Raw genomic sequence first — 19,822 nt, 5'->3', positions numbered from 1 at the left:
GGGATGAAGATCGAAATTGAAAACGTTCTGCCACAGGACATAGAGGCCAGAAGTTTTGCCATCATCACAAAAGAATTAGAGCAGGAAGGAATCTGCCTTCCGGCGGAGCAGGCGCCGGTCATAAAGCGATGCATCCATACCAGCGCGGATTTTGACTATGCAAGGAATCTGTCATTCTCCGAAGGCGTGATCGAAAAAGCCCTGCATGCGATTCGAAATGGAGCGTCTATTGTCACGGATACCCAGATGGGCCGCTCCGGCATCAACAAAAAACGACTGGAACAATATGGCGGAAAGGTATATTGCTTTATGTCCGATGAAGACGTGGCATCGGCAGCAAAAGAGAAGGGAACCACAAGGGCTGTGGCAAGCATGGAAAAGGCCTGCGCCTTAGAGGAGAGACTGATCTTTGCTGTCGGGAATGCGCCCACGGCGCTGATCCGTCTCTATGAATTGATTCAAGAGGGAAAGATTCGACCGGAACTGGTAATCGCAGTTCCGGTGGGATTTGTGAACGTGGTGCAGTCGAAAGAGCTGATCCTGAGTCTTGAAGATACGCCCTATATTGTGGCGAGGGGCAGAAAAGGCGGAAGCAATATTGCCGCCTGTATCTGCAATGCGTTGATTTATATGCTGGACAGATCCTGATCCTGGCTTTGGCCTACGCTAGACAGGAGCATCTGCTTTAAGGCATTGGCGGCAATGCTTAAAGGCGCGCTTCTGTCTTCAACCAGGCAGATGTTGCGCTGTGGGATCTGTTCGATTAAGGGGATCTTGACCACTTCCCCTTTTGAGATCGCGTCTCTGGCCAGTTTCTCCGGCAGAAACCCGATTCCCAGATTATGCAGGATCATCGGCAGTATCTGGTCGATAGTGGCCACCTCTGTATCCGGAGACAGGATCAGGCCATGCTCCAGATAGAATTTGGAGTAGAATTCATAGGTGGTCGTATGCTTGCCCAGGCAAATGAAAGGATATCGGACGATCTCAGCCAGATGTACCGGATCTTTTGCCAGAAAATCGTACTGTCGGTTGCCGACCAGGATATCCGAGGCCTTTAAAAGTAACCGCGCCCTTAGCGGGTCATGGATATCCGTAGGTGTGGATACCACGGCCAGGTCCGCGGTCCCGGACTTGACGGCCTGTATCGCCTCAGGCGTAGAATGGTTGGAGATCCGCAGCCGTATGCCCGGATAGGTCTGGTGAAATTTGCTTAGGACAGGCAGAAGCAGTAAGTGGAGCGCGATCTCGCTGGCGCTTAGGGTCAGGATTCCATGTTCCAGGCTTCGGTCCTGAGCCAGTTCCAGCTCGGCGGCCTGAAGGTGCTGGAAGGCGATGGAGACATGGTGGTACAGTTTCTGCCCTTCCAGGGTCAAGGTCACTCCGCGGTTGGAACGAATGAAGAGCTTGCAGCCAAGCTGGCTCTCCAGATTGCTCATAAAGCGGGAGATGTTGGGCTGGCTGCCCATCAGTATGGTGGCCGCTTTAGAGAAACTTTTGTATTTGGCCACATAATAAAATATCCTGTAGTAATCATAGGTGATTTCCATAATACCTCCGTTATGCATATATGATATATCAACTATTTCATATATGTATTATACAATTTCTGAATCTCATTATATACTACAAAAGGTATAAGGAAAAGAGGAGGTTATCAGGATGGTAAAAAAGACGGTAAAGTTTGTCACGCCGGGACAGATATTAAGTTTCTGCAAAGCGTGCCAAAAAATGAAGTCAGATATAGATGTAAAGGATGTTTCGGATAAGAGAGTCGTCATTGACGGAAAATCTTTAATGGGAATGATGACGATCCAGATGGGGATGCCGATGCATCTGGTGGTAAACGGGGAGGATGAAGGCCTGACGGACAGGTATTTCGGGAACTTTGAATTGCATTGACAGATAGTGGAAGATGGTGTAAACTCAAAAGCAAATAAATTAGGAACTCATTGTGGTCATATTGTGGTAGCAGCAATATGAATGGACAAGGGAATCAGGTGCGAATCCTGGACGGTACCGCCGCTGTATGCGCCGAGCCTGTCATTCGTTGGCGAAAGCCAGTCATTGGGAAACCGAGAAGGCAGAATGCAGGCGCTGGGACTTCAAGCAAGTGTCGTAAGCGCGAGTCAGAAGACCTACAAGAAGAGGGATTGCTGATTGTTTCATAGAATGGATGGAGCAATTGGTTTTGTTTGCATAGAAATACGGCTATGGCAATAAATGTAGAGATTGCCATAGCCTTTTTGCATGCAGAAATATAGATTCCTGCGCATAGAAGGAAATCCCTGACTATAACATGAAGTAGGAGGAATGAAGCAACATGAAAAACTGGACAAAATTAGAAAAAAGGCTATGGCTCTTTTCCGCATTTGCCGCTGGTCTATATTTGTGTGGGTTCGATTCGCAGGCCATGCATATAATGGAGGGGTATCTGCCAGCCGGTCACTGCATTGCCTGGGGGGCCGTCAGTATCCCGTTTCTGGCTGCGGGCGTGATCAGCCTTCGCCATACCATGCTGAAGCAGAGAAAGGCGCTAATTCTGCTTGCTATGTCAGGCGCATTTATCTTTGTCATATCTTCTCTGAAGATTCCGTCCGTGACGGGCAGCTGCAGCCATATGACAGGAACCGGGCTGGGAGCCATTCTGTTTGGACCGACGGCAGTCAGCGTGCTTGGCATCATTGTGCTGCTATTCCAGGCAATCTTGCTGGCGCACGGCGGTCTGACCACGCTGGGAGCGAATACTTTCAGCATGGCAATTGCGGGACCGTTTTTAAGTTTTGGCATTTATGCAATTGGTAAGAAATTAAACTGGAACAGGAAGGCAACCATATTTTTAGCAGCATGTCTGGGAGATCTGCTGACTTATTGCGTAACCAGCATCCAGCTGGCAGTGGCATATCCAAGCGCCAGCGGAGGCGTGGCTTTAAGCGCCGTCAAATTCCTGGGCGTTTTTGCGCCTACGCAGCTGCCGCTTGCAATCTTGGAAGGAATTCTTACCGTATTGATCATCATGGGCATGGAGAGTTTCGCAGCACCTGAACTTCGCGCGATCGGATTTATGGGAAAGGAGAAAGCAGATGCCAGATAGTAAGAAATCAAACAAGACACTTGTAATTATTTTAATCATTGTAAGCCTTCTGCTGATTATCGTTCCCTTTATCGCCAGGAAAGGAGCGGAGTTTGGAGGCAGCGATGATGCGGGAAGCCAGATGGTCGATGAAGTGACAGGCAGGGAATATACGCCATGGTTTACGCCAGTTCTTGAAAGGTTTATTGGAGGAGAGATTCCGGGAGAGATCGAAAGCCTGATCTTCTGCGTGCAGACAGGGATTGGAGTAGGCATTATCTCCTACTGTTTTGGGTACCTGGTGGCTCGAAAGAAATATATGAAGCAGGATGAGTAGAAGATGATTATCACGGGATTCCTGGCGGCCAGCGTGGTCTGGTGCCTGTTTTATAATTACATATCAAATGGAGCCTTGCTGCTGCTATGCGTCTGCGCGGCAGGACTATTCCTGTGGAGCGGGCATGGGCACGGCAAAGAAAATAGAGTCGAGATTGACCAGCTGGCAGGAAGGTCCCGGCTATCCCAAGTGCCTCCTCTTCTTAAGATACTGCTTGCCATCAGTCTGATGGCAAGCAGTATCTGTGCAGGAAAACCGGTGATAGGGATCCAGATCGCGGTTGTTCTTGCGCTGGCAGCCATATTCGCAGGAGGAGTAAAGATAAGTACCTACCTCCAGCTGATTGCCGTGCCGCTGTCCTTCCTAATGCTCAGCGGCCTTGCGCTTTTGTGGGAGTATAGCCCTTCCGATAAAGGGGATCTTAGTATTTTCATCGGAATAGGTTATCTGTGCGTGACGAAGGCGGCACAGGCAAGGGCTATGCTGGTAATGGCAAGAGCGCTGGGAGCGGTCAGCGCATTATATTTGCTTAGCCTGAGCACGCCGCTGTCAGAGATCATTGGCGTGCTTAGAAGGCTGCGTTGCCCGGATGTGGTGACGGAACTGATGTATCTGATCTACCGGTACATCTTCCTTTTGTTCCATATGCATGATGCTATGAAGAACTCGGCGATGAGCAGGCTGGGTTATCTGGATTATCCCACCGGCATCCGGACGACAGGAAGGATCTATTCGAACTTGCTGGCATACAGTTATCGTCAGGCCAGCCGTAACTTTGACGCAATGGAAAGTCGATGTTTTGACGGAAGCATCCGGTTCCTGGAGACGAGGAGAGAATGGAAGCCCATATATGTCGCAGGCGCCCTATTCCTGGCAGTCTTGGAACTTGCGTTGTGCGTGATGGCCAGATAGGTCTGTGATAGGAGAAGATGATGGCAGAAATATTACGATTTGAAAAGGTTTCATATAGTTATGACGGAGAACGGGATGCCTTAAAAAATGTGGATGTTACGATCTACCAGGGGGAGAGGATTGCCATCCTGGGGAATAATGGGGCAGGGAAAAGTACCTTTTTCCTATGTGCTAACGGGATTCTTAAGCCTCAGACAGGAAAGATATTCCTGGACGGGGAAGAAATTCATTGGAAAAAACGGGAGATTCTGGAATTGCGCCAGAAGGTAGGACTGGTGTTTCAGGATGCGGACAGTCAGCTGATTGCAGGCACCGTTGAGGCTGAGGTCAGTTTTGGCCCGATGAATTTGAAGATACCGGAGGGCGAAGTAAGGGAAAGAGTAGAAGATGCAATTGGCAGCATGGGACTGGAGGACTTTCGCCGTAGAGCGCCTCATTACCTGTCCGGGGGCGAGAAGAAGCGAGTGAGTATTGCGGATGTACTGGCTATGCGCCCACGGATGCTGCTGCTGGATGAGCCGGCATCCAGTCTGGATCCTTCCAACTGCAGAATGCTTAAGAGAAATCTTGATAAGATGAGCCAACAGGGAATGGGACTTGTGATTGCAACTCATGATGTTGATTTTGCTTGGGAATGGGCGGATCGGATTTTGGTTTTTCATGATGGAATGCTGGAGGCGGACGGCAGGCCTGAAGAACTATTTGCCCGGGGAGGCTTGCTGGACAGATGCGGCTTAGAGAAACCTTTATTATTCCAGATTGGACAGATCTATGGCCTGCATCCGCTTCCCAGAACGATTGGAGAACTAAGAAGCGGCGCAGGGAAAGAATAAGTCGTCCAAAACAGACAGCCTTATGGATTCAGGGCGCTAAAGAGATGGCGGATGATGAGGCGGCGGATAGCAGGATATTCGCCAAGTCCGGTCAGATGGCAGGCTACGTCATATCCGGCATCTTTGCATATGCTGGCCCAGGATTCATTGGAATCTCCGGCCATATCATGGATGGCGTGGTCTCCGGCAACGATCATGAGCGGAGTCAGGTGGATTCTGCGTACTTTCTTTTTCGGCAGCCTGCAAAGGATATGATCCAGAGAGGGATAAGCCTCTACCGTCCCCACATAGATGTTGGGGTGGCCCTTCTCCTTAAACATATAATCAAGCGCCGCGTAGGCTGTATTGGTGTAGTGGTCGCTTCCGTGGCCCATCAGGATCAGGACTTCGTCATCTGCCAGTGATGGAAATGCTTCTGTGATTATATGGATCAGTTCTTCCATATCCTGCGTGGAAGATAGCAGCGGCATTCCAAAAGAAATGGAGTGAAAGGAGTCCTTAAGCGCCATGGCATCTGCCTTCATCTGGTCATTTTCGATTCCGTTAATTACGTGGGTGGGCTGGATATATACATCTGTGATCCCGTCCTCAGCCATCTGGCAAAGGGCCTCGCTTACGGTGGGGATTCTTTCCATCGTGTTTTTCCTGATCTTGGCTATGATCATCTTGCTGGTCCAGGCCCGATAAACCCGGATATGGGGAAAGGCCTTGCTTATGCTGTCTTCGATCGCGTCAATCGTGGCAGCCCGGGTTGTGGGATGGCTGGTTCCAAAACTGACCACAAGAATTCCTTTTTTTGCATCCATATATTCGTCTCTCCTTACTAAAGTCGTGGTAATATTCGCGGAGTCCTGCCGGACTTGGCCGCTGCTGATTGTTATCATACAATAAGGGAGAGAAACTGTCAAACGATTAATGCCGGAGTTGTTCCAATAATTGCGGCAATTGAGATATCTGTACATTTTCATAGATGCGTCCGTCTATTTTCAGATTCGGGCCATGCATGCAGTTGTGCATGCAGTATTCGGTATTGAGCAGAAAAACGCCGTCTTTTGTCACTTGGCCAGGCTTGATCTTGAGGAGTTCTTGTAGTTTTTTCAAAAGATCGGAACCTCCTCTGGCCTTGCATCTGTCGGAGATGCAGACACGGATCTCATGGCGGAATGCCTGTGCATGCAGATGGGGCAGGTTCTTGATGATGGCAGCCACATAGCCGCGGTTTACTCCCGCGAGCCGGGCCACCTCTTCCTGAACGTCTTTGGATACGTATCCAACAGCCTCCTGTATCCGCGTCAGCATGGAGATGATCAGTTCCGACTGGGAAAGAGAAGGGTCTTCTTTATAATAATCGTAGAGTTCCTGTAATATAGCATTGTCCATAATAGGTATCGTCTCCGTTTAGTCTGTAATAATCGTACTGCTGTTAGTATGCTGAAATTTTATAAAACATATGCTATGATAGTAAAAGTGATTGAAAGAAAGGAATGCGTATGAAAAAGCCATTTTTTCCCATGTTTGTGGATTTGTCAGAGAAAAGAATCGTTATTGTAGGCGGAGGAAAGGTCGCTGCAAGGAGAGCGTGCACGCTGGCTGCATTTGCGTCGGACATATTGGTGGCCGCCCCGGAAGCAGAGCAGGAGATCCGTCAGCTTGAGCAGGACGGAGTCTTGCAGTGGTACAGGGGTACTTATCATGAAAGCCTGCTGGATACGGCAGATATCGTACTGGCAGCTACCAACGATGCGGCCCTTAATGAAGAGGTTGCCAGATGCTGCAGGAAGAGAGGGATTCTGGTTAATACATCGCACAAGAAGGAACTGTGCGATTTTTACTTTCCCGCAGTTGCCATCCAGGGCAATGTTGTGGCCGGAATCACAGCCAGCGGCCAGGATCATGCCAAAGCCAGAAAGGCGGCAGGAAAGATCCGGCTGGCGTTAAAAGATTTAGAAAAAGAGGATATAAGTATAAATGAGTAGAAAGATCGTAGTAGGAAGCAGAGAGAGCCGGCTGGCAATTATCCAGACGGAAAAGGTAATGGAGCATATCAGGCGCAGCCATCCGGAGATAGAGCTGGAAATGATGACGATGGAGACAACCGGCGATAAGCGTCTGGATGTGACCTTGGATCAGATCGGAGGCAAGGGCCTGTTTGTGAAGGAACTGGATAAGGCGCTGCTTGACGGACGGATAGACCTTGCAGTACATAGCTTGAAAGATATGCCAATGGATGAATCAAAGGTGATTCCAATCGTGCGGTATTCCCCCAGGGAAGATGTGCGTGACGTGCTGGTGCTTCCAAAAGGCGTGGAAGAATGGGATGGACGCGGGATCATCGGCTGCTCCTCCTTCCGGAGAAGGATCCAGGCAGAGAGGCTGTTTAAAGAGGCAGAGTTTAGAAGCATCAGAGGGAACGTGATCACCAGGCTTGAAAAACTAGACCGGGGAGAATATGACGCGCTGATTCTGGCAGCGGCAGGCCTGAAAAGGCTGGGCCTTGAGTACCGGATCAGCCGGTATTTTTCCACGGATGAGATCCTTCCTGCTGCAGGACAGGGAACGATGGCGGTGCAGGGGAGGATAGACATGGACTATGATTTTCTGGAAGGATACGGAAAAAAAGAAGATGCATATATTGCCAAGGGGGAACGGGCTTTTGTCCGGTATCTGGACGGTGGCTGTTCCTCGCCGGTCGCAGCCTATGGAGAAGTGATAGATGGCCAGGTCTTGATGAAAGGCCTTTACTATATGGAAGAGACAGGGAGTTATGCCATCGGTTCGAAAAGGGGCCCGGTAGAAGAAGCAGAGAAGATCGGAAGGGAGCTGGCTATCAGCATGGAAGCAGAATATGGAAATCCTGATTTAGAACAAAGAAGGAAATGCCAGGGAAAAGTATGGCTGGTAGGAGCAGGCCCGGGAGATATCGGACTTATGACGTTGAAAGGGCAGGCAGTGCTTGAGGATGCGGATGTAGTCGTATACGATCATCTGGTCGGCAAGGATATCCTGGCGTCGATCCGGAAGGATAAGACCTTTATCGACGTTGGGAAAGTGGCGGGCCATCATCCCATACCACAGGAGGAGATCAACCAGATTCTGGTCAGGGAGGCGAAAAAAGGCTGCAAGGTAGCGCGGCTTAAAGGGGGCGATCCGTTCCTGTTCGGAAGAGGCGGAGAAGAATTGGAGGAACTGGCGCGCCATAAAATTCCATTTGAGGTAGTGCCGGGAGTGACCTCTTCCCTGGCAGTTCCGGCATACAATGGAATTCCAGTTACCCACAGGGATTATGCATCTTCCCTGCATATCGTGACTGGGCATCAGAAGGAAGGACAGGAACAGCCGGTCAATTACCGGGCACTGGTGGAATCGGAAGGAACGCTGGTATTTTTGATGGGGGTAACAGCGCTTCCACAGATCATGGCCAGCCTTCTGGAAGCAGGGATAGATCCCGAGATGCCTGCGGCGGTACTCCAGGAAGGAACCACTGCCAGCCAGAAGAAGGTGGTGTCCACAGTAGCGCGCCTGCCGGAGGCTGCAATTGAGGCAGGCATACGTCCGCCCGCGATTATCGTGGTAGGAAAGGTGTGCGCGCTGTCAGGGATGCTTTCCTGGTATGAAGAACTTCCCCTGATGGGGATGCGGGTTCTGGTGACAAGGCCAAGGGAACTGGCGTCATCTATGGCAGAAAAGTTACGGCTGCTGGGTGCGGATGTGCTGGAAGTCCCGGCAATCGATACGATTCCGGTGAAGAAGAATCGCCGGCTTAAGGAGAGTTTTGAGAAGATCGAAGCATATGACTGGATTGTTTTTACCAGCCAGATTGGCGTGCGTATATTCTTTGAGGAGATGGAAAAGGCGAAGGTGGATGTCCGCCGCCTGCATGCGGCAAGATTTGCCGTGATCGGCGAGGGGACGGCGCGGGCCTTGAGGGAGAAAGGCATTCATGCAGATCTGATGCCCAAGGTCTATGACGGAGTGCCCCTTGCAAGACTGCTGGCTGGGCAGGATATAGAGGAAAAGAAGATACTTGTGCCAAGAGCAGCCATAGCAAATCCGCAACTGGTGCCGATTTTGCAAGAGGCAAAAGCCATAGTGGATGATATTCCGATTTATACCACTATATACCAGCAATGCAAAGGGTTCGACCTGAAGGAAGAGATTGAAAAGGGAAAGATCGACTGCGTTGCGTTTACCAGCAGTTCCACGGTCGAAGGATTTGCCGCCGTCAGCAAGGGCGCGGACTATTCGAAGATCAAGGCTGCATGCATCGGGGAGCAGACAGCCCGTACGGCCCAAAAATATGGCTTGGATTGTTATGTGGCAAGCAAGGCCACGATTGACGACTTGATAGCACTGATAGAAAGGATTAAGACAGAAAGATGATAAAGAGACCCAGAAGATTAAGGCAGAATGAAGCACTAAGGAAAATGGTGAGAGAGACGAGAATAGACAAATCCTCGCTGATCTATCCAATGTTTGTAAGAGAAGGTGAGGGAATCCGGGAAGAGATTCCTTCCATGATCGGCCAGTACAGATACAGCGTTGACCAGATGTTCTATGAACTCGAACAGGTAAGCGATGCTGGCGTTAATGCGGTTATGCTGTTCGGGATTCCCGGACATAAGGATGAGAAGGCGAGCCAGGCATACGCGGAGGATGGAATCATCCAGAGGGCGCTGAAGGAGGCAAAGAGACGCTTCCCGGACTTGTACTATATTACGGATGTATGTCTGTGCGAATACACCTCCCACGGCCACTGCGGAATGCTATGCGGCAGCAGCGTAGAGAATGACTCCACGCTTAAAGTACTTGCCAAGACGGCGCTGTCGCATGTGCAAGCCGGTGCTGATATGGTAGCGCCTTCCGATATGATGGATGGGAGGGTAAAGGCCATAAGAAAAGTTCTGGATGAAAATGATTATGTAAATACGCCGATTATGTCCTATGCCGTTAAATATGCGTCCGGGTTCTATGCCCCGTTCAGGGACGCGGCGGATTCTGCGCCGGCTTTCGGAGACCGGAAAAGTTATCAGATGGATTATCACAATAGCAGGGAAGGCATCAAGGAAGTGCTTTTGGATGAAGAAGAAGGCGCAGATATTATTATGGTGAAACCGGCGCTTGCGTATCTGGATATGATTGCCCGCGCGAAAGAGGCCACAAATCTTCCAATTGCCGCCTACAGTGTCAGCGGAGAATATGCCATGATCAAGGCGGCGGCGCAAAAAGGCTGGATTGATGAGGCGCAGATTGTCTGCGAGACTGCAGTTGCCGCGTACCGCGCAGGCGCCCAGAGTTATCTTACTTATTTTGCCAAAGAGCTGGCCGGCTATATGGAAGAAGGGCGCATAGGATAGGAAAAAAGCAAGACAAAAATATCGGTCTAAATGGAATCTTAATACGGATTCCTCAATATTATTACCGTCTTAATGCAAAGTAGATTATGCTATAGGTAGAAGAAGAGGGTGATGATATGTTGACAAATATTCTATTAATTTTAATTATGGCAGCTGCCGCCGGATACGGATACTACCTGACCTTCCGGCTGGATCACTGGGTAGGAGAAGAAAAGAAGCTACAGGCAGAAGAGGCGCAAAACGAGTCGCAGGAACCCTGCGCGGTTGTGTTTGGAGAAGACGAGTGGACAGAAGAGATTGGAAGGTGGCTTAAGGGCAGGGGGCTGAGGCCGATATTTATTGAAGAAGCATGCCTGAAAAAGGACTGGAAGAATGTCAGTCTCGTAATTGCCATATCTTCCTCGGATGAAGACAATCTTTCCGTCTGCAGCCTATTGCGAAAGATATACCATACGGAGCAGCTGTACGGCATCTGCAATGACCATGTAAATTATATTGTATACAAGCGTTTTCATATCCAGGTGCTGAACCGGGATATCAAGATCACAGAGCAGCTGGAAAACGCCATGTCGGGAAACGAGGTCGTGATAGCATGAAAGTTATGATTCGTAAACTGACGCAGACACAGATGATCGTGATTGGCTATGCGCTGATCATCCTAACAGGAGCGCTGCTTCTGATGCTTCCGGCGGCCAGCAGGGACGGACTTGCAACTTCATTTCCGGATGCCCTTTTTACAGCCACGTCGGCGTCCTGCGTGACGGGCCTGGTAATCGCAGACACGTTTAGCAAATGGACGATGTTCGGACAGTGTATCATTCTTGCGATGATTCAGATTGGCGGCCTGGGGTTTATGACCATTGGCGTATTTTTTGCCATCATCCTCCGAAGGAAGATTGGACTATGGATGCGGGGGACGCTGCAAGAGAGCGTCAACATTCTGCAGATTGGAGGAATTGTCCGGCTGGCAAAAAAGATCATGCTGGGAACCCTCCTGTTTGAAGGAGTCGGAGCCGCGCTTCTTACTCTTCGCTTCCAAGAACAGATGGGATGGGGAAAGGCCGTCTATTATGGGATATTCCACTCCATTTCCGCGTTCTGCAACGCCGGATTTGATCTGATGGGAAAAGACGCTCCCTATACTTCATTTACCGGATATTATGATGACCCGCTTGTAAATATCGTGATCATGGCTTTGATTATCATAGGCGGCATTGGATTTTTCGTCTGGAATGACGTATCCACCCACCGCCACCATATTAGCCGATACCGTCTTCATACCAAGATTGTGCTGGTGACAACGGCAATCCTGGTAATAGGAGGAGCGGCGCTTCTATATCTGTTTGAAAGCCAGAACACGCTGGATGGGATGTCCACCCAAGGAAAGGTGCTAAGTTCCTTGTTTGGTTCTGTGACGGCAAGAACGGCAGGATTTAATACGGTAGATACGGCAGCGCTGACCGATAACAGCAAGATGCTTACCATATTCCTCATGTTTATTGGGGGCAGTCCTGGGTCTACGGCAGGCGGAATTAAAACCACCACATTCGTGGTATTGCTTGTCTACGTAAGCGCCAATCTAAGGAATAAGACCTATTGCAATGTATTCGGACGCAGGCTGGATGACGGCGCGATCCGCAAAGCCAGTACGGTCCTGTGCACGAATCTGTTCCTGGTATTCATGGCAGTGATGATTCTGGCAGCAGTCCAGCCGCAGCCAGTGATGGATATCGTATTTGAAGTAATATCGGCCATCGGAACGGTAGGAATGTCTACCGGAATCACGCGGGATCTGACGGAGGTTTCAAAACTGGTATTAGTATTCCTGATGTACTGTGGAAGGGTAGGAAGCCTGACGTTTGCCCTTTCGCTTCGGGGGCATAAAGCCGAAGTGCCGGTGAAAGTGCCGGTAGAGCCGATTACCATAGGCTAGAATAAAATAGATTGGGGAGAGAAAGATGAAATCTGTATTAATTATTGGCTTAGGAAGGTTTGGGCATCATCTGTGCAAGAATATGATCCGCCTAGGAAATGAAGTGATGGTTGTAGACAAGGTGGAGGCGAATGTGGAGGATTTGCTTCCGATAGCGACGACAGCGAAGATTGGAGACTGCACCAATGAAGAGGTGCTGAGGAATCTGGGCGTGGGGAATTTTGACATCTGCTTTGTATGCATCGGCTCCAACTTTCAAAGCAGCCTGGAGATTACCAGCCTGGTTAAGGAACTGGGCGGGAAATATGTGGTAAGCAAGGCAAACCGCGACATTCATGCCAAATTCCTGCTTAGGAACGGGGCGGACGAGGTGATATATCCTGACAGGGATATTGCGGAGCGGCTGGCAGTCAAGCACAGCGCCAACCATGTGTTTGACTATATCGAACTGGCAGAAGGATACTCCATCTTTGAGATTCCGCCAATGCACAGCTGGATAGGGAAAAGCATCCGGGAGGTGGATATCCGCTCCAAATATCACGTAAGCGTGCTGGGAATCAAGGAGAACGGGCATCTGCAGCTGCTTCCAAGGGCTGACTACAAGATGAACGACAGCATTCATCTTATGGTGATCGGCCTTAAGAAAGACGTAGACAAGATATTGGCAAATATCAAGTAAGATGCTATGATGGGTAAATGGAGAAGATAAGAGTACTGTTAAAAAATAAAAAAATAGCATACGTGGCAAAGACCGCGGCGATCGTGATAACAGCCAGCATACTGGGACTGATCCTGAATCACTTTGGCGTGGCCAAGGAGAACGTCCTTATGGTATTCATGGTGGGCGTCCTTCTGGTCAGCACCTGTACCTGGGGGTATGAATATGGAATTTTTGGCGCAATCTCCAGCGTGCTGATATTCAATTATTTCTTTACGGTACCAGTTCATACATTTGCCATCATGAATCCCAACGATGTGGCACTCATGGCGTTCTTTTTGATTGCCGCATTTATATCGTCCAGCCTTACCGTCAGGTTCCAGAAGCAGCTGATTATATCGAAGAAGAATGAGGAGACTGCCACCCGCCTGTACGAGATGTCGGAACAGTTCATCAATGCTACCGGCAAGGAGAAGATCATCGAGCTGGGCATCCGGCATATCTACGAGCATACGGGATACGAGTGCATCGTGGAACTGCTGGATGAGACGGTGGTATCCGGGGCGGGCAAGGAGTATACCTCCAGGGATTATATGATGTTTCCTATCATAGGCATGGTGAAGCAGATAGGAATACTGAAGGTATTAAACCACAATCAGGGACTCAGCGTGGAGCAGGAGCTGATCGTCAAGACTGCGGCTAACCAGATCGGGATCGCGCTTGACCGGGAGATGATCTATGCGGAACAGGAGCGGATCAAGGTAGAGGTAGAGAGGGAGCATATGAAGAGCAGCATGCTCAGAAGCATATCCCATGATTTTCGTACGCCTTTGACCGGGATCATGGGCGACTGCGGGCTGATCCTGGAATCCGAGGATATGGATTCGCCTGAGCGCGCCCAGCTGGTACAGGATATTATGGAGCAGTCTATGTGGCTGATGAAGATGATGGAGAATATCCTGAGCATGACGAAGATCGAGAGCGGGCAGCAGTTTATTAATAAGAGTCCGGAAGTCGTTGATGATGTGATTAATGAAGCATCCCTTCACGTGATCGGCTTAAGGGACAGGCGGAATTTCCAGGTATCGCTGCCAAAGGAGGTTATCGTGGCAGATATGGATGCCAGGATGATTGCCCAGGTGATCATCAACCTGCTTGACAATGCCATGAAGCATACAAAAGAAGGCGGAAGCATATCTCTTAGCGTGTCCTACCGGGATCATAAGGCATATTTTGTCATAGAAGATGACGGGGATGGCGTTCCGGAAGAACTGAGGGAGAGAATATTTGATGAATTTGTCTCCGGCGGTGATAAAAGCACGGACCAGAAACGCGGAATCGGGCTTGGACTTACCATTTGCAAGGAAGTGGTGCATGCCCACGGCGGTGATATATGGGAGGAGAACAGGAATGCGGGGGGAGCCAGATTTATATTCTGGATCCCGGCCAAGCAAGTGGAATAAAAGATATGGAAGACAAGAAGACATTATTAATCGTAGAAGATGACAAGTATATTATAAATTTTATCAGCATGACATTGAAAAAGGAAGAATATGCGTTCTTCGTTGCCAAGTCTGTGGAAGAGGCAGTCAGTTTGTTTTATGCCAATCAGCCGGATCTGATCATTCTGGATCTGGGGCTTCCGGATGGAGATGGCATGGAAGTAATCAAAAGCGTGCGGGAGGTTTCGGATATTCCCATCATCGTAGTGTCAGCCAGGCAGGAGGAAGGGGAGAAGATCCAGGCCCTGGATGCGGGGGCGGATGATTATGTGACGAAGCCTTTCTATATGGGAGAACTAATGGCAAGGATACGCGCCGGCTTAAGGAAAACCGGTACGGCCCGGCAGGAAGAGATCATGACCGTGTTCTCTACCGGTAGCCTGACGGTGGATTATGAGAAGCGGAAAGTGCTGGTAGAAGGAGAAGAGGTGCATCTGACTCCGATCGAGTATAAGATACTACTGCTGCTGATCGCCAACAGAGGGAAGGTTCTGACCCATAATTATATTATCCGTGAGATATGGGGGTATGCGGAGGATATCGATGCCGGAAACCTGCGCGTATTCATGGCGACGTTGAGAAGAAAGATTGAAAAGGATCCGGCAAATCCTGAATATGTGCTGACGGAGATCGGAGTAGGCTACCGTTTCCGGGAGAAATAGCGCTAGGCATGCCGTAAGAGTCCGGCCAGAATATCGGGTATGGATCGGGACTCGGAATACAGCTGATAATAGGGTTCATTTATATCTTCAAGATAGTGAGCATCCGAACTGCTGACAATGTTACATTGCAGAAAGTAAGGGTGCTCTTTTTGTATGCGATGAAGGTTGCCCATATTGTGAATTTCTGCACAAAGAAAGGTGCTGTCAGGGGGAACGAAGCCAAGATTGGACAGCAAACTTGTTGTAGTTTTGTCAATGTGGGCCGGATATGCGATGCCGTGGTAGGAAGAGGCCAGGGCGAATATGCGGTCAAAGGAGATATCTGTGGCGCTGATCAGCAGGCGCTCGACATTTCCGATAACATGATCCTGTGCATCCATGATCTGCTGCCTGCCAAAGATATGTTCCTTGTTCTTTATGGGAAGGATATGGTCATAAACATAGGCATCAAAAGAAAGCGCATCATCAAGGGTCGGAAAGAGGCAGACCACATGGACTTCCTCTGATGTGGTCAGTTCCATCCCAGGAATGACGATAACGCCATATTCTTCTCCATGCTTCATAGCAGCCGGACAGTTCTTGCAGGAATTGTGATCTGTCAGCGCAATCACGTCCAGTCCCTTGACGGCGGCCATGCCCACGAGATTGGCAGGGGTCATGTCATCGTCGCCGCAAGGAGACAGGCAGGAATGCATATGAAGATCATAATACAGGGGAATCATGACAGCAGCTCCTGAATCTTAAGCGCAGCGTCAAAGACCGGAAGTTCCGTCTCAAAGACGGCAATTCTTTCCTTTTTGGCACAGGCGAGATCCTCGTCTGAAAAGGTGATTCCCTCTGCCAGGATAATGCAGGAGACATCCGCTAGGGAAGCCACGGCCAGCGTGTTCTTGTTCCCCATGACGGTGACCCAGGCGCCGTTTTCCGGCGCTTTGCTCATGGCTATGCTGAGGAGGTCGCAGCAGAATACCTTCGCGATCTCCAAGGATGCATTGCCAGGCTCCTTTAAGGCAAATAATCCGGCATCGATCAATGTCTGTACAGTCGTCATAATCATCGCTCCTTTTTATCCAGCTCTGTTGTAAGCTTCTCTATGTAATCCTCCAGAATCCTTACCGACTCGTCATTGTTGCCGCAGCTTAGGTTCAGCGAGCGGGTGAGGGATGAGATCTCCTTGGAGAGCGTGTTAATATACTCATGGAAGGCATAGATACAGTCGGTCCTTGTAGCCTCTCCGCGTACGATGTCCTCTGCCAGGGCGCGGCAGGTAGGCGCTCCGCAGGAGCCGCAGTCAAGTCCGGGCAGTTGCTCTGTCAGTTCCTCGATAAGTCCCATCATCTCCAGGCTTTCCCGGAAGGAATGGCCGAGGCGGAATACAGGCTCATATTCTACGAAGCTGCTCCAGTGGTAATCAATATCATCAAAATTGCTGGCATGAGTCTGGGCCACCGGAAGATATCTGTGCAGTTTCTTGGATTTGGCGGTGGCAACATAGGGATTCTCTACAGTAAGAGGACCTCCCACGCATCCGCCGTTGCAGGCGTTCAACTCTACGAATTTTAAGCCATGGAACTTTTCGTCCTCCAGATCCCCAAGAACGCGAAGCGCGCTCATGATGCCGTCGCAGGCCAGATAATTATCGGTGATCAGCCCTGCGGATTCTCCGCCGGCATTGCTCCAGCCGATGCCGATGCGCCCAGATGCGGCCAGAGGCTTAAGCTTGCTCTCGTCGTGAGTCATATGCTCCAGAAGAATGGGATAGACCTCTTTTATAGCCAGCACTTTGTCAATCTGACTTTTATCTATTCCCAGAGGGGATTTGACATAGGTCACCTTTGACGGGCAGGGGGATATAAAGAAGATGCCGATATCTTCGGACTTAAGCCCCGTCTTTTCAATCGCCCTCTTCCGGGCTATTTCAGCCGCAACTTCTACCGGGGGCTTCAGGGGAAGCAGCCGCGGTATCAGTGTAGGATACTTGACGCGGATGATCCTTACGATAGTAGGGCAGGCCGTGCTGATAAAAGGCGCCTCGTCCCGATGCTCGCTGATGTAGGCGCGGGACGCCTCCGATACCAGTTCGGCAGCCGCGCTGACTTCAAACACATCGTCAAACCCCATGGACAGCAGCGCGTTTAAGACGATGTCCACGTTGGTCAGATTGTTGAACTGCGTATAGAGAGAAGGGGCAGGCAGGGCAACCGTATACTTATAATTGCGGATCTCTTCAATGGAATCGTAAATGGCAACCTTCGCGTGATGCGGACAATAGCGCAGGCAGCGGCCGCAGTCAACGCAGAATTCCGGCGTGATCTTAGCCTTCCCGTTATGTACCCGTATGGCCTGGGTCGGACAGTATTTAATGCAGTTTATACAGCCGATGCAGGCATCTTCGTCTAGTTTTACTGAATGAATGAATTTGTCCAAGCTTCTCCCTCCCTGCTGTCTATAAATGAACATCCATGGTTACGGTAGTACCGACGCCAATGGTGGTTTCAATGTTCATATAGTCGGAATATTTTTTCATGTTCGGCAATCCCATCCCTGCGCCAAAGCCTAATGCGCGCACTTCCTCAGGGGCAGTGGAATAGCCTTTTTCCATTGCCTTGTCAATGTCTGCGATACCGGGACCGGTATCGGCAAGAATCATCCGTATGCTGTCGTGGGATATCTCGACGGTAATGGTTCCGCCGTTGGCGTGGATCACCATATTGATCTCGCCTTCATACATGGCAATAGCCACTTTTCGTATCACATTGTTATCTACGCCCATGACTTTTAGTTTGTTCTTTACATCGCTGCTGGCTTCGCCGGCACGTGTAAAATCGTCGCCTGATATGTCGTAATGTAAGATTAGGTTTTCACCCATTAAATATTTGCACCTCCAAGCAGTCCATTGCTGTATAGTATGCCGCAAGTCGTAAACATGCCTCGCGCCGTGCATAAGATGACAATTCCCTTTTCTTCCGCAAGCGCCAGGATGCTCTGATCCGGAATCTTATTTCTTACAAATATGATACAGACAATATCAAGCATCTCCGCCGTCCTCACCACCTGGGGATTGCAAAGGCCGGTAATCAAGGCAGAATGCTCGTCAGCATAGGCCAGGACATCGCTCATCATGTCTGAAGAAAACGCATATTTCACTTCATCATCCAAGGTGTCTTCGCCATACAGCACATCTGCCTCTAATAAGGCTTTTATTCTTCCGATTGTCATAAATACCTCCTACGTATTAATAGACTTATTTTTATAAGTATATCATTCAGATAAGTGAAAATCAACTGCGGTTGTGTAATATTACTAAAAAACCGGGAAAAATATTGTACATTTTTTAACATAGTGATAGTGAAATATCAAACGCAACTGTCTGAAAGTTAACAAATTGACAAGAAAAAACTATAGATTTTTGTATTTTTGTATGATAGAATGAATAAGTAATTCAACGTGAATGTACCAAATTGTCACCAAAAAAAGATAGTAAAGGGAGGTAAAAACAATGCTTTCTAAAAAATCTACAGTTCAGTTCAATGGGACGAAAGAGCAAGAAAAAGAACTGTTAGAAGTAATCCATGAACTGAAAGATGAGAAAGGTTCCCTGATGCCTATTCTGCAGAGGGCCCAGGACATCTATGGCTATCTGCCGATTGAAGTTCAGAAAATCATTTCTAATGAAACCGGAATTCCACTGGAAAAGATCTATGGAGTTGTCACCTTTTATTCCCAGTTTAACCTAAATCCAAAGGGACGCTACCGCATATCGGTCTGTCTTGGCACGGCTTGCTATGTAAAGGGCTCGGGAGATATCTATAACAAGCTGATGGAAAAATTAGGAATCGTGGGAGGAGAATGTACGCCGGACGGCAAGTTTTCGCTGGATGCCTGCCGCTGCGTAGGCGCCTGTGGACTGGCTCCTGTTATGATGGTTAATGATGAAGTGTATGGCCGGCTTACCGTGGATGATATCGATGATATTCTGGCCAAATATGAATAATTATGATGCCAGAAATCTCATTGAATATATTGGATGTGGCGGAGAATTCCATACGGGCGGGAGCCGGATACATAGAGATTGACGTGATTGCCGACAGCCAAAAGGACACCTTGGAGATTATGGTAAGGGATGACGGATGCGGGATGGACGAGGAGCAGGTTAGAAGAGTGACCGATCCGTTTTATACGACCAGAACCACCAGAAGGGTAGGACTTGGAATTCCCTTTTTTAAGCAGGCAGCGGAGAGCACGGGAGGAAGCTTCCAGATTGCGTCCCGTGTAAACGAAGGCACCTGCGTGAAGGCGATTTTTGGACTGTCCCATATCGACCGGATGCCTCTCGGGGATATTAATTCTACGATGTTTACGCTGATCGTATTCAATGAACAGATTGATTTCCATTATAGATATGCATATGACGAGAAGGAATTTACGCTTGACACGAAGCAGATGAAGGAACTGTTGGGCGGGATGTCATTTAAAGAAGCCGAGGTATCCCAGTTTATCCGGGAATATCTGGAAGATAACAAGGCGGAAGTAGATGACGGAAGAACATTATAATTAT

The 19,822-nt window shown here is 49.2% G+C and carries 24 protein-coding genes and 1 riboswitch; of the genes, 16 read left to right on the top strand and 8 right to left on the bottom strand.

Annotation, left to right across the window (positions count from 1 at the left end):
- Window positions 1-3: 3 nt before the first annotated feature.
- On the top strand, window positions 4-648 hold the full coding sequence (locus K0036_RS13485) for a precorrin-8X methylmutase (RefSeq protein WP_173693880.1): 645 nt from the start codon (window positions 4-6) through the stop codon (window positions 646-648).
- On the opposite strand, the gene K0036_RS13480 is transcribed toward K0036_RS13485, so the two are convergent.
- A complete protein-coding gene (locus K0036_RS13480) occupies window positions 627-1,550 on the bottom strand; it encodes a LysR family transcriptional regulator (protein WP_025642855.1) in 924 nt (307 codons plus the stop codon). The genes K0036_RS13485 and K0036_RS13480 overlap by 22 nt on opposite strands.
- A 112-nt stretch (window positions 1,551-1,662) precedes the next feature.
- On the opposite strand from K0036_RS13480, the gene K0036_RS13475 reads away from it, so the two are divergent.
- The 5 genes from K0036_RS13475 (at window position 1,663) to K0036_RS13455 (ending at window position 5,155) form a co-directional block, all read left to right on the top strand.
- Complete coding sequence (locus tag K0036_RS13475) at window positions 1,663-1,902, top strand: HPr family phosphocarrier protein (protein WP_025642856.1); 240 nt, start codon at window positions 1,663-1,665, stop codon at window positions 1,900-1,902.
- 44 nt (window positions 1,903-1,946) lie between these two features.
- A riboswitch (cobalamin riboswitch) is annotated at window positions 1,947-2,161 on the top strand.
- 162 nt (window positions 2,162-2,323) lie between these two features.
- Complete coding sequence (locus K0036_RS13470) at window positions 2,324-3,094, top strand: energy-coupling factor ABC transporter permease (protein WP_025642857.1); 771 nt, start codon at window positions 2,324-2,326, stop codon at window positions 3,092-3,094.
- A complete protein-coding gene (locus tag K0036_RS13465) occupies window positions 3,084-3,410 on the top strand; it encodes an energy-coupling factor ABC transporter substrate-binding protein (protein WP_220429963.1) in 327 nt (108 codons plus the stop codon). The genes K0036_RS13470 and K0036_RS13465 overlap by 11 nt, the downstream gene beginning before the upstream one ends.
- Before the next feature lie 3 nt (window positions 3,411-3,413).
- Window positions 3,414-4,322: a cobalt ECF transporter T component CbiQ gene (gene cbiQ / locus K0036_RS13460; RefSeq protein ID WP_173693878.1), complete on the top strand. Its 909-nt coding sequence runs from the start codon at window positions 3,414-3,416 to the stop codon at window positions 4,320-4,322.
- A gap of 20 nt (window positions 4,323-4,342) precedes the next feature.
- Window positions 4,343-5,155: an energy-coupling factor ABC transporter ATP-binding protein gene (locus tag K0036_RS13455; RefSeq protein ID WP_173693877.1), complete on the top strand. Its 813-nt coding sequence runs from the start codon at window positions 4,343-4,345 to the stop codon at window positions 5,153-5,155.
- 20 nt (window positions 5,156-5,175) lie between these two features.
- On the opposite strand, the gene K0036_RS13450 is transcribed toward K0036_RS13455, so the two are convergent.
- Window positions 5,176-5,961, bottom strand: coding sequence for a sirohydrochlorin cobaltochelatase (locus K0036_RS13450; RefSeq protein WP_220429962.1), 786 nt, complete (start codon window positions 5,959-5,961; stop codon window positions 5,176-5,178).
- Between the two features lie 106 nt (window positions 5,962-6,067).
- On the bottom strand, window positions 6,068-6,535 hold the full coding sequence (locus K0036_RS13445) for an NAD(P)H-dependent oxidoreductase subunit E (protein WP_025642862.1): 468 nt from the start codon (window positions 6,533-6,535) through the stop codon (window positions 6,068-6,070).
- A 110-nt stretch (window positions 6,536-6,645) separates the two neighbouring features.
- Between K0036_RS13445 and K0036_RS13440 the strand changes: the two genes are divergently transcribed.
- The 8 genes from K0036_RS13440 (at window position 6,646) to K0036_RS13405 (ending at window position 15,264) form a co-directional block, all read left to right on the top strand.
- Entirely contained in the window at window positions 6,646-7,131 is a 486-nt protein-coding gene (locus K0036_RS13440; RefSeq protein WP_025642863.1) for a precorrin-2 dehydrogenase/sirohydrochlorin ferrochelatase family protein, read from the top strand.
- Complete coding sequence (gene cobA / locus K0036_RS19270; protein WP_220429961.1) at window positions 7,124-9,535, top strand: uroporphyrinogen-III C-methyltransferase; 2,412 nt, start codon at window positions 7,124-7,126, stop codon at window positions 9,533-9,535. Before K0036_RS13440 ends, cobA begins: the two co-directional genes overlap by 8 nt.
- On the top strand, window positions 9,532-10,509 hold the full coding sequence (gene hemB / locus K0036_RS13430; protein ID WP_025642864.1) for a porphobilinogen synthase: 978 nt from the start codon (window positions 9,532-9,534) through the stop codon (window positions 10,507-10,509). The genes cobA and hemB overlap by 4 nt, the downstream gene beginning before the upstream one ends.
- Before the next feature lie 116 nt (window positions 10,510-10,625).
- Window positions 10,626-11,105 (top strand): hypothetical protein, encoded by a 480-nt coding sequence (locus K0036_RS13425; RefSeq protein ID WP_025642865.1) that lies wholly within the window; start codon window positions 10,626-10,628, stop codon window positions 11,103-11,105.
- Entirely contained in the window at window positions 11,102-12,442 is a 1,341-nt protein-coding gene (locus K0036_RS13420; RefSeq protein WP_025642866.1) for a TrkH family potassium uptake protein, read from the top strand. The genes K0036_RS13425 and K0036_RS13420 overlap by 4 nt, the downstream gene beginning before the upstream one ends.
- A 25-nt stretch (window positions 12,443-12,467) precedes the next feature.
- Window positions 12,468-13,121, top strand: coding sequence for a potassium channel family protein (locus K0036_RS13415; protein WP_004608274.1), 654 nt, complete (start codon window positions 12,468-12,470; stop codon window positions 13,119-13,121).
- Window positions 13,122-13,138: 17 nt separating this feature from the next.
- Complete coding sequence (locus tag K0036_RS13410) at window positions 13,139-14,563, top strand: ATP-binding protein (protein ID WP_220429960.1); 1,425 nt, start codon at window positions 13,139-13,141, stop codon at window positions 14,561-14,563.
- Between the two features lie 5 nt (window positions 14,564-14,568).
- Window positions 14,569-15,264 carry a response regulator gene (locus K0036_RS13405; protein ID WP_025642868.1) on the top strand — a complete coding sequence of 232 codons (696 nt, stop codon included), beginning with the start codon at window positions 14,569-14,571 and terminating at the stop codon, window positions 15,262-15,264.
- Window positions 15,265-15,266: 2 nt separating this feature from the next.
- On the opposite strand, the gene K0036_RS13400 is transcribed toward K0036_RS13405, so the two are convergent.
- Genes K0036_RS13400 through K0036_RS13380 form a run of 5 tightly spaced genes read right to left on the bottom strand, consistent with a single transcriptional unit; the run spans window position 15,267 to window position 18,483 of the window.
- Complete coding sequence (locus K0036_RS13400; RefSeq protein WP_044955278.1) at window positions 15,267-15,986, bottom strand: PHP domain-containing protein; 720 nt, start codon at window positions 15,984-15,986, stop codon at window positions 15,267-15,269.
- Entirely contained in the window at window positions 15,983-16,315 is a 333-nt protein-coding gene (locus K0036_RS13395) for a hypothetical protein (RefSeq protein WP_025642869.1), read from the bottom strand. The genes K0036_RS13400 and K0036_RS13395 overlap by 4 nt, the downstream gene beginning before the upstream one ends.
- Window positions 16,316-16,317: 2 nt before the next feature.
- Window positions 16,318-17,691 carry a [Fe-Fe] hydrogenase large subunit C-terminal domain-containing protein gene (locus K0036_RS13390; RefSeq protein ID WP_220429959.1) on the bottom strand — a complete coding sequence of 458 codons (1,374 nt, stop codon included), beginning with the start codon at window positions 17,689-17,691 and terminating at the stop codon, window positions 16,318-16,320.
- Between the two features lie 19 nt (window positions 17,692-17,710).
- Window positions 17,711-18,133 carry an ATP-binding protein gene (locus tag K0036_RS13385; protein ID WP_025642871.1) on the bottom strand — a complete coding sequence of 141 codons (423 nt, stop codon included), beginning with the start codon at window positions 18,131-18,133 and terminating at the stop codon, window positions 17,711-17,713.
- Window positions 18,133-18,483, bottom strand: coding sequence for a DRTGG domain-containing protein (locus tag K0036_RS13380; protein WP_025642872.1), 351 nt, complete (start codon window positions 18,481-18,483; stop codon window positions 18,133-18,135). Before K0036_RS13380 ends, K0036_RS13385 begins: the two co-directional genes overlap by 1 nt.
- 280 nt (window positions 18,484-18,763) lie before the next feature.
- Here K0036_RS13380 and K0036_RS13375 point away from each other — a divergent pair, with 280 nt between their 5' ends.
- A complete protein-coding gene (locus tag K0036_RS13375) occupies window positions 18,764-19,258 on the top strand; it encodes a complex I 24 kDa subunit family protein (protein WP_004608282.1) in 495 nt (164 codons plus the stop codon).
- Between the two features lie 2 nt (window positions 19,259-19,260).
- Complete coding sequence (locus K0036_RS13370) at window positions 19,261-19,818, top strand: ATP-binding protein (protein ID WP_025642873.1); 558 nt, start codon at window positions 19,261-19,263, stop codon at window positions 19,816-19,818.
- Window positions 19,819-19,822: the final 4 nt, after the last annotated feature.

This window comes from [Clostridium] scindens (genome assembly GCF_019597925.1).
Lineage (GTDB): Bacteria > Bacillota > Clostridia > Lachnospirales > Lachnospiraceae > Clostridium_AP.
This window is presented reverse-complemented; position numbering and strand designations above follow the sequence as displayed.